At 63.0% G+C, this 14,818-nt stretch carries 13 protein-coding genes; 9 read left to right on the top strand and 4 right to left on the bottom strand.

The features are described 5' to 3' along the window. The first annotated feature begins 41 nt into the window (after positions 1 to 41). The 5 genes from cydD to cydX all read left to right on the top strand — a co-directional run bounded on the left by cydD (position 42) and on the right by cydX (position 6,455). Positions 42 to 1,784, top strand: coding sequence for a thiol reductant ABC exporter subunit CydD (cydD, locus tag ABK249_RS25890; RefSeq protein WP_415926488.1), 1,743 nt, complete (start codon positions 42 to 44; stop codon positions 1,782 to 1,784). Beyond that, positions 1,781 to 3,472 (top strand): thiol reductant ABC exporter subunit CydC, encoded by a 1,692-nt coding sequence (gene cydC, locus ABK249_RS25895; protein ID WP_348864446.1) that lies wholly within the window; start codon positions 1,781 to 1,783, stop codon positions 3,470 to 3,472. The genes cydD and cydC overlap by 4 nt, the downstream gene beginning before the upstream one ends. Positions 3,473 to 3,553: 81 nt before the next feature. Continuing rightward, on the top strand, positions 3,554 to 5,131 hold the full coding sequence (locus ABK249_RS25900) for a cytochrome ubiquinol oxidase subunit I (protein ID WP_348864448.1): 1,578 nt from the start codon (positions 3,554 to 3,556) through the stop codon (positions 5,129 to 5,131). Positions 5,132 to 5,135: 4 nt separating this feature from the next. After that, a complete protein-coding gene (cydB, locus tag ABK249_RS25905) occupies positions 5,136 to 6,293 on the top strand; it encodes a cytochrome d ubiquinol oxidase subunit II (RefSeq protein WP_348864449.1) in 1,158 nt (385 codons plus the stop codon). 18 nt (positions 6,294 to 6,311) lie between these two features. Beyond that, complete coding sequence (gene cydX, locus ABK249_RS25910; protein WP_348864450.1) at positions 6,312 to 6,455, top strand: cytochrome bd-I oxidase subunit CydX; 144 nt, start codon at positions 6,312 to 6,314, stop codon at positions 6,453 to 6,455. 76 nt (positions 6,456 to 6,531) lie between these two features. Here cydX and ABK249_RS25915 read toward each other — a convergent pair whose 3' ends face one another. Continuing rightward, positions 6,532 to 6,879, bottom strand: a complete 348-nt coding sequence (locus tag ABK249_RS25915) for an ArsR/SmtB family transcription factor (protein WP_348864452.1) — start codon at positions 6,877 to 6,879, stop codon at positions 6,532 to 6,534. 139 nt (positions 6,880 to 7,018) lie between these two features. On the opposite strand from ABK249_RS25915, the gene ABK249_RS25920 reads away from it, so the two are divergent. The 4 genes from ABK249_RS25920 (at position 7,019) to ABK249_RS25935 (ending at position 12,823) form a co-directional block, all read left to right on the top strand. Next, positions 7,019 to 8,311 carry an NAD(P)/FAD-dependent oxidoreductase gene (locus tag ABK249_RS25920; RefSeq protein ID WP_348864453.1) on the top strand — a complete coding sequence of 431 codons (1,293 nt, stop codon included), beginning with the start codon at positions 7,019 to 7,021 and terminating at the stop codon, positions 8,309 to 8,311. A gap of 31 nt (positions 8,312 to 8,342) precedes the next feature. Then, entirely contained in the window at positions 8,343 to 8,546 is a 204-nt protein-coding gene (locus ABK249_RS25925; protein WP_037152328.1) for a YgaP family membrane protein, read from the top strand. 81 nt (positions 8,547 to 8,627) lie between these two features. Continuing rightward, positions 8,628 to 9,641: an efflux RND transporter periplasmic adaptor subunit gene (locus tag ABK249_RS25930; protein WP_037152331.1), complete on the top strand. Its 1,014-nt coding sequence runs from the start codon at positions 8,628 to 8,630 to the stop codon at positions 9,639 to 9,641. After that, positions 9,638 to 12,823 carry an efflux RND transporter permease subunit gene (locus tag ABK249_RS25935; protein ID WP_037152334.1) on the top strand — a complete coding sequence of 1,062 codons (3,186 nt, stop codon included), beginning with the start codon at positions 9,638 to 9,640 and terminating at the stop codon, positions 12,821 to 12,823. Before ABK249_RS25930 ends, ABK249_RS25935 begins: the two co-directional genes overlap by 4 nt. A gap of 53 nt (positions 12,824 to 12,876) precedes the next feature. Here ABK249_RS25935 and ABK249_RS25940 read toward each other — a convergent pair whose 3' ends face one another. Genes ABK249_RS25940 through phnE (ABK249_RS25950) form a run of 3 tightly spaced genes read right to left on the bottom strand, consistent with a single transcriptional unit; the run spans position 12,877 to position 14,814 of the window. Next, positions 12,877 to 13,014 (bottom strand): short-chain dehydrogenase/reductase, encoded by a 138-nt coding sequence (locus ABK249_RS25940; protein ID WP_227704782.1) that lies wholly within the window; start codon positions 13,012 to 13,014, stop codon positions 12,877 to 12,879. 34 nt (positions 13,015 to 13,048) lie between these two features. Continuing rightward, a complete protein-coding gene (gene phnE, locus ABK249_RS25945) occupies positions 13,049 to 13,900 on the bottom strand; it encodes a phosphonate ABC transporter, permease protein PhnE (protein WP_052182900.1) in 852 nt (283 codons plus the stop codon). After that, the gene (gene phnE / locus ABK249_RS25950; RefSeq protein ID WP_348864454.1) at positions 13,897 to 14,814 is read right to left on the bottom strand and encodes a phosphonate ABC transporter, permease protein PhnE; all 918 of its coding nucleotides are present in this window, start codon (positions 14,812 to 14,814) and stop codon (positions 13,897 to 13,899) included. The genes phnE (ABK249_RS25945) and phnE (ABK249_RS25950) overlap by 4 nt, the downstream gene beginning before the upstream one ends. Between the last annotated feature and the right edge of the window lie 4 nt (positions 14,815 to 14,818).

Raw genomic sequence — 14,818 nt, forward strand, 5'->3', positions numbered from 1 at the left:
CGTCGACCAGCGCGCTCTCCGCTCCACCGCAAGCGGCACGCATGGGGACTGCCGCTTCGCGTTCGGTGGAGAACGTCACCGAAACCGCGCCGACCGAAGTTGATGACGGCAATATTTCCTCGGGACGGTCCGAGCCGATTCGCCTGTCGCGCCTCGGGCCGGTTCTCCAGGTGCTTGCCTCGCTGCTTTGGCTCCCGCAGGCCGGCCTGTTGAGCCTGAGCATTGGAAGCCTTGCCGCAGGAGGAACTGTTGGCACGGTTTCCTGGTATGCGGCCGGTGTCCTCCTGCTTGGTATCGCCAGGTCCGTTCTGGCCGCGCTCGGCAATCGCGTGGCCTTTCGGGAAGCACGCGCAGCCTTGTCCCAATGTCGTGCCCGTGCCGTTGGAGTTCTCGCCTCCCGGTCTCCGCTTGATCCGCAACGGCCAGCCTCCGGCCTCGCCGCCAGCACGCTGGCCGAGCAGGCCGAAGCCATCGTGCCCTATCTCTCGCGCTTCCAGCCGGCGCGGTTGCGGGCGACCGTCGTTCCGGTCGCAATTCTGCTCTGCGTGCTGACCTATTCCTGGGTCGCAGCCCTTGTGCTGCTTGTTGCCGCGCCGCTGATTCCGATCTTCATGGCATTGGTCGGATGGCGGGCCAAGGCTGCGAGCGAGGCGCAGCTTGCCGAAATGGGCGGCATGAACGCCTTTTTGCTCGATCGCCTGCGCGGCCTGGCGACGATCCGCGCCATGGAGGCGGTGGAGGTGACGGCATCGAGACTGAGAACCAATGCCGAAAACCTGCGTCTGCGCACCATGGCCGTGTTGAGGATCGCCTTCCTTTCGTCGGCTGTCCATGAGCTTTTTGCAGCGCTCGGCGTTGCCATGGTCGCGGTTTATGTCGGCTTCCACCTTCTCGGGCAACTTCCCTTCGGCGCGTGGGGAGAAAAGCTGTCGCTTGGCGAGGGCATGTTCATTCTCCTGCTCGCACCGGCCTTCTTCGAGCCGCTGCGTGATCTTTCTGCCGTGTGGCACGATCGTGCGGCAGGAGAAGCGGCGCTCGATGCGCTCCGCCGGCTGTCGGAAAAAGGCCCGGAACTGCCCGGTTCGGAAAGCGGGCAACGGCCAGCCGCTACCGCCAGTTATGCGGCACTGTCCGTCCGCGTCGAAAATCTCCGCTTTCGCTATTCTCCGCAGGGTAGCCCCGTATTCGATAGCTTCAGCCTGAAGGTTGCGTCGGGAGAGCACATCGCCTTGCTTGCGCCGAGCGGCAACGGCAAGTCGACATTGCTTGCGCTGATCGCCGGCCTCGCGCTTCCTGAGGGCGGGCGCATCCTGATCGGAGGAGAGGCACTCTCGTCGGATAATGCAGCGCGGCTGCGTCGGAAGATCGCCTGGATCGGCCAGAATCCGCATGTCTTTGCCGGCACTCTTGCCGGCAACGTGACACTCGGGCGGCCGGATATGGATCGCCAGGCGGTCCGGGCGGCCCTAAATCTCGCCGGCCTCGGAGAGGTTGCCGCGAGGAGGGGGCCGGCTCCGGTCGGGGAAAATGGTGTCGGCCTTTCAGGCGGAGAAGCCTTGCGACTGGCGCTGGCGCGCGTCATAGCGACCCCGCAAGCCGGGCTTGTCCTCGCCGACGAGCCGACTGCCCATCTCGATACCGTCACCGCCGGGAGCATAACCGATGCTTTGATCGCATTTGCCCGAGGTCGCACGTTGATCGTCGCCACCCATGACCCCGTATTGGCCGCACGCATGGACCGCGTCGTTGATCTGACGACGATGAACCCGGAGGAGGGAGCATGAGACGCCTTGTTCGCCGGCTTCATCCGATCGCCGCCCTGTTCCTGTCCGGCAATCGAGCCATGCTTCTTGCCGGTACGCTTCTTTCGGTCGTGACTGTGCTGTCCGGCATTGCGCTCCTTGGCCTTTCCGGCTGGTTCATCACCGCCACCGGAATAGCCGGACTGTCTGTGGCGACGGCACTCGCCTTCGATGTTTTCGCGCCGGCGGCGGGCATCCGCTTTCTCGCACTGGCGCGCACGGCCGCCCGTTATGGCGAGCGGCTGATGACGCATGACGCGACGCTGCGGATCCTTTCGGGCCTGCGCGAACGGTTGTTTCGGGGCTGGGCGGTGTCCGGCGCCGCGGGCGAACTCGCCAAGCGACCGGCGCGCCTCCTTTTCCGCCTGACGCTCGATATCGACGCGCTCGATTCGCTTTATCTGCGTGTGCTGGTGCCGATTGCCGGCGCCCTTTTGGTTGCCTTGGCGAGCGGCATCGCCCTGGGGCTGATGCATCCGCTCCTGGGGCTTGCCGTCGCCACGCTTCTCATCATCGCCGGGATCGGCATACCGGTCGCGGCGGCCATGGCCGCGAGGCGGCCTGTCCAGCGTCGCGCCCGCGCCCTGGAGGTCTTCCGCTCGCAGGTGATCGACCTCGTTGCCGGCCAACGCGAGTGGATCATGGCCGGTCGGCTCCGGGCACGCCAGGAAAGCCTTGCGGCCGTCGACCGTTACCTCTCCGGGAGCGATGATGCTCTGAACCGCATCGAAACGTGGGCCGAAGCGGGTTTCGGTATCGCGAGCGCGCTGCTGCTGGCCGCGACCCTTGTCGCAATGGCTTTCCTCGTGGAGGCCGGCTCGATCGGTGCTCCGGTCGCCGCACTCGGTCTGATGCTGGCGCTCGCGGCGCTCGAACCTTTCGGCGCCCTGCGGCGAGGCGCGGTCGAACTCGGCCGCACGCTGCTTGCCGCGTATCGGATCTCGCCCCGGCTGGAAGACCGAGGGTTGGCGCCAGTCGACATTGCGCCACCGCCCGGCGTCGCCGTTCGCCTGCAGGACGTCGCGGTCCGGCATCCCGGCACTTCGGCGCCGGCATTGCGTAGCGTGACGTTTTCGATCCGCGATGGTGAGCGGATAGCTTTGATCGGGCCGAGCGGTGCGGGCAAGTCGACCCTCCTTGCGCTCATCGCCGGCGAGATTGGCGTCGAAGCCGGGCGTGTTGAATGTCTCAAAGCGACGCTCCTGACACAGCGTACCGAATTGTTCCAGGACAGCCTGCGCGACAATCTCCGCCTTGCCGATCCTGAGGCAACCGACATCTGTCTGTGGGATGCATTGGATGCCGCCGGTCTGCGACGTGATGTCGAGGCCTTGCCGGCGAGACTTGAGACCCGGCTCGGGGAGGGCGGTCACGGCCTTTCAGGGGGACAGGCGCGCAGGCTTGCCCTTGCACGACTTTTCCTCCGCGATACGCCGCTCTGGCTGCTCGACGAGCCTACTGAAGGGTTGGACGGCGCAACGGCGCGCGACGTGCTTGATCGTCTCGACGCGAGATCGGCGGGCCGAACGATGGTCATCGCGACGCATATCCGGCGGGAAGCCGCGGTCGCCGATCGTCTGGCCATCATGGATCGCGGAATCATAATCGCCGTCATGCGGCGGGGCGAGCCGGATTTCACCGACGCCCTCGACGCGTTGCGACCCGACTAACCAGACTTTGACGATAATCAAGTGCGGCCTGCCGGGTTTTTGCCATAGTGGCGGCAGACCGGAGCAAACGGAGAAACTGAAATGGACCTTGGCATCGTAGAACTATCGCGTTTGCAATTCGCGATTACCGCGCTCTACCATTTCCTCTTCGTGCCGCTGACGCTCGGTCTCTCCGTGCTGCTGGCGATCATGGAAACGGTCTATGTGATGACCGGCCGGACGATCTGGCGGCAGATGACGAAATTCTGGGGCACGCTGTTCGGCATCAACTTCGTTCTCGGCGTCGCCACCGGCATCGTGATGGAATTCCAGTTCGGCATGAACTGGAGCTATTACAGCCACTATGTGGGCGATATCTTCGGCGCCCCGCTTGCGATCGAGGGGCTGATGGCCTTCTTCCTCGAAGCGACCTTTGTCGGCCTCTTCTTCTTCGGATGGGACAAGCTCTCGAAAGTCGGTCATCTCATCGCGACCTGGGCGGTCGCGCTCGGCTCCAACTTCTCTGCGCTGTGGATTCTGATCGCCAACGGCTGGATGCAGAATCCGGTCGGCTCGGCCTTCAATCCGCAGACCATGCGCATGGAAGTTACGGACTTCTTCGCCGTTCTTTTCAATCCGGTCGCCCAGGCGAAATTCGTGCATACGGTCTCCGCCGGCTACGTCACCGCTTCGATCTTCGTGCTCGGCGTTTCCGCCTGGTATCTGCTGAACGGCAGGTACGCCGAACTGGCGAAACGTTCCATGACCGTGGCGGCCTCCTTCGGCCTAGCCTCGTCGCTCTCGGTCGTCGTGCTGGGTGACGAAAGCGGTTATCTCTCCACCGAGCATCAGAAGATGAAGCTCGCCGCCATCGAGGCGATGTGGAAGACCGAGCCGGCGCCGGCCGCCTTCACGCTGATCGGTATCCCGGATCAGCAAGCCCGCGAGACCCATTATGCGATCCACATCCCCTGGGTCATGGGGCTGATCGGCACGCGTTCGCTGACGACCGAGATTCCCGGTATCGAAGACCTGGTCGAGCATGCGAAGATCCGCATTCGCAATGGCATCATCGCTTTCGACGCTCTCCAGCAGATCCGCGCGGGGGGAGAGAGCGGTACTGTCGCCCCGGAAGTGCGCAAAGCGTTCGAGGACCGTGGCTCCGATCTTGGTTATGCGCTGCTCCTGAAGCGGTATGTCGACGATCCGCGCCAGGCGACGGATGCGCAGATCGACAGCGCGGCCTGGGATACGGTACCGGGCGTTCTGCCGCTCTTCTGGTCGTTCCGCATCATGGTCGGATTGGGCTTCTTCTTCATCGCCCTGACGGCCCTGTTCTTCTATCTTTCGGCGCGGCGCATGCTCGATCGCTATCCCTTCCTGCTGCGTGTGGCCGCCTTCGCGATACCATTGCCCTGGATTGCCGCCGAACTAGGCTGGGTTGTCGCCGAGTTCGGCCGCCAGCCCTGGATCATAGAGGGTGTGCTGCCGACAGCCGCTGCGGTTTCCAACCTCGGCGCTTCGACTGTGCTCCTGACGATCATCGGCTTCGTACTGATCTATACGGTCCTGTTCATCATCGAGATGGCGTTGATGGTTCGGGCGATCCGCAAGGGGCCGGAACCGGACGATGAACCGGAAGCCGAACTCGTATCGCCCTCCCTCGTAGCCGCGGAGTAAGACAATGATCCTGCATGACTTGATCGACTATGAGACCCTGCGCATCATCTGGTGGCTGCTGCTCGGCGTGCTGCTGATCGCCTTTGCCGTGATGGACGGCTTCGATCTCGGGACCGCCTCCCTCCTGCCTTTCGTCGCCAGGACGGATGTCGAGCGGCGCGTCGTCATCAACGCCGTCGGGCCGGTATGGGAAGGCAACCAGGTCTGGCTGATCCTCGGCGGGGGCGCGATCTTCGCCGCATGGCCGCCGCTTTATGCGGTTTCCTTCTCGGGTTTCTACCTTGCCATGTTCGCGATCCTGTTCGCGCTCATCCTGCGTCCGGTCGGTTTCAAATACCGCTCAAAGCGTGAGAGCGCGGCATGGCGGTCCGCCTGGGACTGGGCGCTCTTCGTCGGCGGTTTCGTGCCCGCGCTTGTCATGGGCGTTGCCGTCGGCAACGTGCTCCAGGGCGTTCCATTCCATTTCGACGGCGACCTTCGTATCTATTATGAGGGCACGACGCTGTTCGAACTGCTCAATCCGTTCGGCCTGCTCTGCGGGCTCCTTTCCGTGGCCATGCTCCTCATGCATGGCGCGGCCTGGCTGATCCTGAAAACCGAGGGGCCCGTCGCCGTGCGCGCACGCGGCTATGGCAGCATCGCTGCGATCGCGACGATCGCCCTGTTCGCGATCGGAGGATTGTGGCTGTGGCTCGGTATCGACGGTTATCGGATTACCAGCGAGATCGTCACCACCGGCCCGTCGAACCCGCTCGGCAAGACCGCCGAACAGGCTCCCGGTGTCTGGTTTGAAAACTATACGGCTCACGGCTGGATGATGATCGCGCCCGCCCTGGGTTTTCTCGGCGCGGCGGGTGGCCTCGTCTTCATGCGCGGCCGGCGGGAAATCCTGACGATACTTTCCACGGCCGTCTCGATCCTCGGCATCATCTCGACGGTCGGATTGTCGATGTTTCCCTTCATCCTGCCTTCGTCGGTCGATCCCCGGTCGAGCCTGACGGTCTGGGATGCCTCATCGAGCCATCTCACGCTTTTCATCATGCTCGTCGTGACGGTGATCTTCGTGCCGATCATCGTCGCCTACACGGCTTGGGTCTACCGGGTTTTGTGGGGCAAGGTCGATGAAAAGGAAATCCGCGACGGCACCGGCCACGCTTATTGAACGGAAAGGAAAACTGGAATGTGGTATTTCGCTTGGCTTCTTGGCTTACCGCTTGCCGCCGCCTTCGCCGTCCTCAACGCCATGTGGTACGAGCTGATGGATGATGCGGCGCAGAGGCGGTCCCAATCCGCTTCGGTTGCGACAGATGGTCGCTCGCGATAGCGAACCTGCAGAGGCGCCATCCTGCGATGGCGCCTCTCTCTTTACGATTTCACCGAAGCGGTCTTTCTCGCGTCAGTCACTTCTTCGGGCCTAAACCCCCACAGAATGCCGAATAGAGCGCGCCGACGACGACCGATACTTCAGGACGTGCGATGCGATAATAAACTGTTGTTCCCTCGCGGCGCGCCTCGACAAGCCCGTCTGCCCTCAGCCGCATGAGTTGCTGCGACATGGGCACCTGCTCGATCAAAAGCTCCTGGCGCAATTCGGCGACGGATTTTTCTGCCTCCGCCAGAGCGCACAGCACCAGCAGGCGCTGTGGATGAGACAGGCTGCGCATCAGCTCGGCTGCCGACTCGGCGGCTGGGATCATATTCTCTACATTCATATTCTTGAATTTATAATCTTTGAATGTTACATGCAAGGCATTCGAACCGCGCCAGGTAGGCGGGGAGGCCTGTTCCGGTGCCGGATTCCACCACCAGTCCGGCGAAATTGAGCAGGATCAAGGCGGATTGGCGCGACACAGGAAGAATAAGGCAAACGGCTCTGGAGGAAATGCCATGTCTCACATCGTCATTCTTGGTGCAGGTCTCGGCGGAATCATAATGGCCTACGAAATGAAGGCCAAGCTCCGGCGCGATGATCGCGTCACTGTCGTCAACCTGGGCTCGACCTATTCCTTCGTGCCCTCGAACCCCTGGGTCGCCGTCGGCTGGAGGCAGCCGGAGGATATCGCCGTCGACCTTGTTCCCGTGTTGAAGCAGCGGGACATCGCATTGCGCCCGGAAGGGGCCGAACGCGTTGAGCCGGCCTTGAACCGGATCCGGCTCAACGGCGGCGATATCGTCGATTACGATTATCTGGTCATCGCAACGGGGCCGGATCTCGCCTTCGACGAGGTTCCCGGACTTGGCCCGGATGGGTATACTCAATCCATCTGCCATACTGATCATGCCGTGGCGGCCAAGGCGGCTTTCGACAAGCTCGTCAAGGCGCCGGGCCCGATCGTGATCGGCGCCGCACAGGGCGCCTCCTGCTACGGTCCGGCCTATGAATTCGCTTTCATCCTGGACACCGCCCTCCGCAACGCGCGCGTCCGTGACCGGGTGCCGATGACCTTCGTGACACCGGAACCCTATATCGGCCATCTTGGCCTGGACGGCGTCGGCGACACCAAGGGCCTTATCGAAAGCGCTCTCAGAGAGCGTCATATCAAATGGATCGCCAATGCCAGGACCACCAGGGTCGAGCAGGACAAGCTGTTCGTCGAGGAAGTGAATGACGATGGTTCCGTCAAGACGGCGCACGAACTGCCGTTTTCCTTCTCGATGCTGCTGCCGGCCTTCCGTGGCGTGCCGGCGGTCGCCGGCATAGAGGGGCTGACCAATCCGCGCGGCTTCATCGTCATCGACAAGCATCAGCGTAATCCGGTCTATCCGAATGTCTTCGCGGTCGGGGTGTGCGTCGCCATCCCGCCTGTCGGCAAGACGCCCCTGGCGGTCGGCGTGCCGAAGACGGGGTTCATGATCGAATCCATGGTGACCGCGACGGCGGAAAACATCGCCGCCCTCGTCAAGGGCGGAGAACCGAAGGCCGTTGCGAGCTGGAATGCTGTCTGCCTTGCCGATTTCGGTGATGACGGCATCGCCTTTGTCGCCCAGCCGCAGATACCGCCGCGCAACGTCAACTGGTCGTCGCAAGGGCGCTGGGTTCACGCCGCCAAGGTCGGCTTCGAGAAATATTTCCTTCACAAGGTCCGGCAGGGCAAGAGCGACACTTTCTATGAAAACCTCGTGCTCGACCTGCTCGGAATCAAGAAGCTGAAGGAAATCCACATGGAGACGGCCGAGTGAGCGCCGTTCGGGAAAGCAGAAGGAGAAAACAATGACAATCGATCGTGCTGTCATGATGTTTGCCGGCTTCATGGTCCTCGTGTCCCTGGCGCTCGGCTTCTACGTGTCGCCGTGGTGGTATCTGCTGACAGTCTTCGTCGGGCTGAACCTGATCCAGGCTTCGGTCACCGGCTTTTGCCCGGCGGCCATCGTCTTCAAGAAGCTCGGAATCAAGGCCGGCACCGCGTTCCACTGAACAGCGGCAGCGGGTGATCCGACCATATCCCTCCAACATGGGGAGCAGCAGGCAATGCCGCTCCCCGAAAGAATAGCATCCATGTTTCGATCTATTATTCACCTTGCCGGTGCCGCCCTCATCGCGACGACGGTTCTCGCAGTCCAGGGGTCCTGGGCTGCGGAGTTCATCGTCAAGCCTGTCACGATTCACGAGATGAAGGCCGTTTTCGGTCAGGTCGAAAGCCATATCGTGGTTCCGGCCCGCACCCGCATCGGCGGCTCCGTCCGCGAGATACACGTTAGCGAGGGTGACGAGGTCAATGAGGGACAGATCATCGCGCTGATTGTCGACGACAAGCTCGCGCTTCAACTCAACGCAGCGGACGCCAAGATCAAGGCGCTGAACTCGCAGCTCGATAACGCCCGCATCGACCTTGAACGGTCGCAGCAGCTTAGGGAAACTGGCACCGGCAGCCAGGCTCGCCTGGATCTGGCAAGAACGCAGTTTGAGGTAACCTCCAACGAGGTGACCGTCGCCAAGGCAGAGAAGGCCGTAATCGAGCAGAATGTGCGGGAAGGCGAGGTTGTCGCGCCGGCGACCGGTCGGGTACTCACCGTGCCGGTAACCCTCGGTTCCGTCGTCCTGGCCGGGGAAGATATCGCTCGCGTCGCCCCGGGCCCGTATTATCTGAGACTGTCCCTGCCGGAACGCCATGCGACGGAAATCGTGCAGGGCGCGCCGGTCATGGTCGGGGAACGGGGCCTCACGCAGTCTCCTGGCCAGGCCGCCACCGCCCATGCGGGGCGGATTGTCAAGATCTATCCGGAAATCAGCGACGGACGTGTGATCGCCGATGTCGAGGTCGAAGGCATTGGTGACTACTTCGTCAAGGAGCGCACGCTGGTATCGATCCCGGTCGGCAAGCGCACGGCTCTCGCCGTGCCGCCGGAGGCAATCCGCACCGTGCATGGCGTCGACTATGTGAAGGTCGCCACAGCCGATGGCGAAATGGATGTCGCCGTGATCCTGGGAGAAACCTTCGAAGAGGACGGCATGAAGCGCACCGAGGTCCTCTCGGGCCTGCGCGACGGCGATCGGATCCTGCTGCCATGAAAGTTGGTATCGCTGGCGGTCTTACCCGCGCCTTCATCACCTCCCCGCTGACACCGCTTTTCCTGCTGGCTGCACTGGCGCTCGGCCTGGTCGCGCTGCTGACGCTGCCGCGCGAAGAGGAGCCGCAGATCTCCGTGCCGATGGTCGACATCCACGTCGATGCGAACGGGCTCAAGGCGGAGGATGCAGTCAAGCTCGTCACCGAGCCGCTCGAGACCATCGTCAAGAGCATCGATGGGGTCGAGCATGTTTATTCCCAGACCGAGGACGATGGCACCTTGGTCACCGCGCGTTTCGAGGTCGGCACCAATGCGGATGCGGCCATTCTCCGTGTGCACGAAAAGATCCGCGCGAATATGGACCGTATCCCGGTCGGTATTCCGGAGCCGCTGATCGTCGGCCGCGGGATTGATGATGTTGCGATCGTCGTCGTCACCCTGCGGCCGAACGAGGAGGCCGCCTCGCGCTGGACGGCGAACGATCTGACGCGGCTGGCGCGGGAACTGCAGGTCGAGGTTTCGAAACTGCCCGATATCGGCCTGACCTACATCGTCGGCGAGCAGCCGGAGCAGTTCCGCGTCGAGCCAGACCCCGAAAAGCTCTCGCTCTACGGCATCACGCTGCAACAGCTTGCCGCCAAGATCGAGGGGGCCAATCGTTCGTTCCGCATCGGCACGATCCGTGATGATGGCGGTCAGCGTGCCGTCGTTGCCGGCCAGACCCTTCAGGCGCTGCCCGAGATCGGCAACCTGCTGCTCACCGCGCGTGACGGGCGCCCTGTCTATGTACGTGATGTCGCCAGCGTCGTGCTCGCGACGTCGCCCGCGGAGAACCGCGTCACGGATATCCGCAAGGCCCAGGACGGGCTCAACCGGGCACCGGCGGTTTCGCTCGCCATCGCCAAGCGACCTGGCACCAACGCCGTGGTGATCGCGGAGGAAATCCAGCAGCGCCTTGAGCAGGTACGCGGCCAGATATTCCCGGCCGATGTGGAGATGACGGTCACGCGCAATTACGGTGAGACCGCCAATGAGAAGGCCAACGAGCTTCTGTTCCATCTCGGCCTGGCGACGGTCTCCATCGTCGTGCTCGTCGCCGTTGCCATCGGCTGGCGCGAAGCCGTGGTCGTCGCGGTCGTCATCCCGACGACGATCCTGCTCACGCTGTTTTCGGCATGGATCATGGGCTATACGCTGAACCGCGTCAGCCTGTTCGCGCTCATCTTCTCGATCGGCATCCTGGTCGATGACGCGATCGTCGTCATCGAGAACATTGCGCGCCACTGGGCGATGCATGACGGACGTTCGCGAACGCAGGCCGCCATCGATGCGGTTGCCGAGGTCGGCAATCCCACCATCGTTGCGACGCTGACGGTGGTCGCGGCTCTTCTGCCCATGCTTTTCGTGTCGGGCATGATGGGCCCCTACATGAGCCCGATCCCTGCCAACGCCTCGGCGGCCATGCTGTTTTCCTTTTTCGTGGCCGTGATCCTCACCCCGTGGCTGATGCTGAAGATCAGCAGGGAACATGCGGGCGCGGGGCATGATACGGCAGGTGCAGAAGGTGGCATGCTTGGCCGGCTCTACGTCGCAGCCGCCCGGCCGATCCTGAAGACCAAGGCACGTTCCTGGGCATTTCTCCTGATCGTCGGCTTCGCCACGCTGGCTTCGCTCGGGCTCCTCTATACGAAGCACGTGACGGTGAAGCTGCTGCCGTTCGACAACAAGTCCGATCTCCAGGTCGTCCTCGACCTGCCGAAGGGATCGTCTGTGGAGGATACGGACCGCACCCTGCAGGCCGTCGTCGAAAGGCTCGCCCCGGTTCCGGAGATAGTCTCGTTCCAGGCCTATGCGGGAACGGCCGCGCCCTTCGATTTCAACGGGCTGGTACGGCACTACTATCTGCGGGCCAACCCCGAACAGGGTCAGGTGGCCGTGAACCTCTCGCCCAAGGGCGAGCGGGAGCGCGCAAGCCACGCCATTGCTCTTGATCTGCGCGAGCGTCTCAAGGGGCTGGACCTGCCGGAGGGCACCGTGCTGAAGATCGTGGAGCCGCCGCCCGGTCCGCCGGTGATCGGCACCCTGCTTGCCGAAGTTTACGGTCCGGACCCGGAAACCCGTCGCGCGGTGGCCGGCAAGGTGCGTGAAGCCTTCGCAAGCGTCCCCTTCATCGTCGATGTCGACGATAGCTATCACAACCAGTCGGAACGGACGCGCATCGCCATCGACCAGGACAATCTCGAATATTACCGGGTCGAGCAGTCCGACGTCTATGATACGTTGAACTATCTCTATGCCGGCACGACGGTCGGTTATTCCCATCGCGGCGGCCGCCAACCGATACCGATCCGGATCGCCTTGCCAAAAGAGGCCGCCACGGTCGGCGAGCGTGCATTGGCGACGCCGGTGCCTGCCGATACGCTGCCGGGCGGGCGCGGTGTGGTCGAACTCGGCGACGTGGTCGATGTCCAGCGCGAACCGGCATCCTATCCGGTCTTCCGGCACAATGGCCGCGCGGCGGAAATGGTGATGGCCGAGCTTGCGGGTGCCTACGAAGCGCCGATCTACGGCATGCTCGCCGTGCAGGACGCCATCGACAAGGCCGACTGGGGCAATCTGCCGAAGCCCGTCACCTCTCTTCACGGACAGCCTGACGACGAGACCCGGCCGACGCTCCTGTGGGACGGCGAATGGGAGGTGACCTGGGTGACCTTCCGCGACATGGGGGCAGCCTTCATGGTAGCGATCCTCGGCATTTACATCCTGGTCGTCGCCCAGTTCGGTTCGTTCAAGCTGCCGCTGGTCATCCTGACGCCGATTCCGCTTACTTTCATCGGTATCATGCTGGGGCACTGGCTGTTCGGCGCTCCGTTTACGGCAACCTCGATGATCGGCTTCATTGCGCTGGCCGGCATCATCGTGCGCAATTCCATCCTGCTCGCCGACTTCATCCGCCATGCCGGCGGACCTGACCGGCCGCTGGTCGACGTGCTGCTGGAGGCGGGTGCCATCCGTTTCAAGCCGATCCTGCTCACCGCGCTTGCGGCGATGATCGGCGCCGCGGTCATTCTCGCCGATCCGATTTTCCAGGGGTTGGCGATCTCGCTGCTCTTCGGGCTTGCCTCGTCGACGCTGCTCACGGTGCTGGTCATTCCGGCGGTCTACCGCGTTCTGCGGAGCTGACCGTGTGATTGATGGCGGGGACGCAAGGGCCCCGCCATCGCAAGGTTTCCTTGTCAGGCCGGAAGCTGTGGCTTCAGAAGGTCGGAGAGGCCGACCCTGCGCGGCATTTCGGCCCGGACGCGGTCGAGCACGGCGAAGCCCACGTCGGTACCATCCCGGGTCGGTCCGGACGAAGATCGTAGGTCTGGCATTGTGCATCAGGACATCGATGCGGCCGTCAACATCTTAGATCAGCTTCCTGCGGATCCATGCCGATGCGGAATCGATCATGTAGACGGTGGCGATGATCAGGAAGATGATCGACCAGGCCTCCGACCATCGGAAGGCGTGCATGCGATCGGCCAGCAGAAAACCGATGCCGCCTGCGCCGACAATGCCGAGGATTGTGCCGGAGCGGGCGTTGGATTCGAAATTGTAGAGAATGATCGACAGGATCACCGGCAGTGCCTGCGGCATGATCGCGTAGCGTATGGCTTGCATGTTGCTGCCGCCGGACGCCTTCACGCCGTCGACGGGCTTGCGCGACGTATTCTCGATCGCCTCGGAGAACAGTTTGGCGAAAGTGCCGACCTCCGAGACGGCTATGGCGAGGATGCCGGCGAGCGGACCGAGCCCGAAGGCGCGGATGAAGATCAGGGCGAGGATGATCTGTTCCACGGCACGCAGCGTATCGAATCCGCGGCGGGACAACAGTCGAAGCCAGGTGAGCGGCATGATGTTCTTCGCCCCGAGAAAGGCGAGCGGCAGGGCGACGACAGCTCCGAGCAATGTCCCGAGGAAGGCCATCACGACGGTTTCGCCGAGGCCTTCGAGGATTTCGCTCCATTCCTGCCATGTGGTCCACAGATGCGGCGGGAACATGAAGGCAAGGATATTGCCGAGCCGCGACAGGCCCTCGATGAGCCTTCCCGGCGTGGCGCCGAAAGCCACGGCGCTATAGGCAAGCGGCGCGATCAGCACAATCGTGATGATCGCCGGTGCGAGACGCCGCAACAGGGGGCGGCGGAACGCATCCGGCAGGCGGCCCCTGGCGGCATTCACCAGATCGGCATCATGGAAGTCGGAAGCGCGCGTCATGTCCAGTGCTCCGAGAGGCCGATAATTCTATGGCGCAGTTTCTCGCTCAGGAAATCGATGATGGTGACGCTGACGAGGATGATGACGAAGAGCGCCGAGAGGTCCGTATATTCCTGCAGGGACATTGCGGTGCGGATTTCCTGGCCAAGCCCGCCCGCTCCGACATAGCCGATGATGGAGGAGGACCGGACATTGATCTCGAACCTCAGCAACGTATAGCTGATCACGTTCGGAATGACCTGGGGCACGGCGCCGTAGCGCATCTGCTGGAACCAGTTGCCACCGGATGCCTTGATGCCGTCGAGTGGCCGCATATCGATATTCTCGTTGGCTTCCGAATAGAGCTTGCCGAGCGAGCCGGTTGCGTGAACGCCGATCGCAAGCATCCCGGCAAGCGGGCCGACACCGAAGCAGAAGACGAAGATGAGCGCCCAGACGAGTTCGGGAACGGTGCGGATGATCTCGAGATAGCGGCGCACGAGAATCGAGAGCCACCGGCCAGGGCTCAGATTGCGCGCCGCGAGAAAGCTGAGCAGGAAACCTCCTGCGACGCCGAGAACGGTTGCCGCATAGGCGATGAGGATCGTTTCCCCAAGCAGGCGCAACCATGTCTCCCAGCGCCAGAACCATTCGGTGAGGTCGGGTCCGAGGCTTGTCAATCTCAGCGTCGGGATGGTCTTTTCGAGATATTCGCCAAGTCGCGGCAGGCCGGCCCACAGCTTCGGCATCGAAACGCGCTCGCCGGAAGGCAGCGTGACGTCGGTAAAGCCGAAGAAACCGCCGACATAGGCCGAAAACAGCACGGCGCCGGCAAAGAGGAGCGTGGAGGCGACCTGCAGGCGCCGCGCCTTCTTCCGGGTCTTCGCATATTCGGTCTCGAAACCGTGGATCGCTTGGGAAAGATCGCTCATCATCGAT

The sequence above is a fragment of the Neorhizobium phenanthreniclasticum genome (assembly GCF_040066075.1).
GTDB classification, from domain to species: domain Bacteria; phylum Pseudomonadota; class Alphaproteobacteria; order Rhizobiales; family Rhizobiaceae; genus Neorhizobium; species Neorhizobium petrolearium.

What these genes read in the sequence shown, in the direction of transcription:
- cydD (WP_415926488.1), top strand. Translation starts at nt 42, where the DNA reads ATGGGGACTGCCGCTTCGCGTTCGGTGGAGAACGTCACCGAAACCGCG.
- cydC (WP_348864446.1), top strand. Translation starts at nt 1,781, where the DNA reads ATGAGACGCCTTGTTCGCCGGCTTCATCCGATCGCCGCCCTGTTCCTG.
- ABK249_RS25900 (WP_348864448.1), top strand. Translation starts at nt 3,554, where the DNA reads ATGGACCTTGGCATCGTAGAACTATCGCGTTTGCAATTCGCGATTACC.
- cydB (WP_348864449.1), top strand. Translation starts at nt 5,136, where the DNA reads ATGATCCTGCATGACTTGATCGACTATGAGACCCTGCGCATCATCTGG.
- cydX (WP_348864450.1), top strand. Translation starts at nt 6,312, where the DNA reads ATGTGGTATTTCGCTTGGCTTCTTGGCTTACCGCTTGCCGCCGCCTTC.
- ABK249_RS25920 (WP_348864453.1), top strand. Translation starts at nt 7,019, where the DNA reads ATGTCTCACATCGTCATTCTTGGTGCAGGTCTCGGCGGAATCATAATG.
- ABK249_RS25925 (WP_037152328.1), top strand. Translation starts at nt 8,343, where the DNA reads ATGACAATCGATCGTGCTGTCATGATGTTTGCCGGCTTCATGGTCCTC.
- ABK249_RS25930 (WP_037152331.1), top strand. Translation starts at nt 8,628, where the DNA reads ATGTTTCGATCTATTATTCACCTTGCCGGTGCCGCCCTCATCGCGACG.
- ABK249_RS25935 (WP_037152334.1), top strand. Translation starts at nt 9,638, where the DNA reads ATGAAAGTTGGTATCGCTGGCGGTCTTACCCGCGCCTTCATCACCTCC.
- ABK249_RS25940 (WP_227704782.1), bottom strand. Translation starts at nt 13,014, where the DNA reads ATGCCAGACCTACGATCTTCGTCCGGACCGACCCGGGATGGTACCGAC.
- phnE (WP_052182900.1), bottom strand. Translation starts at nt 13,900, where the DNA reads ATGACGCGCGCTTCCGACTTCCATGATGCCGATCTGGTGAATGCCGCC.
- phnE (WP_348864454.1), bottom strand. Translation starts at nt 14,814, where the DNA reads ATGATGAGCGATCTTTCCCAAGCGATCCACGGTTTCGAGACCGAATAT.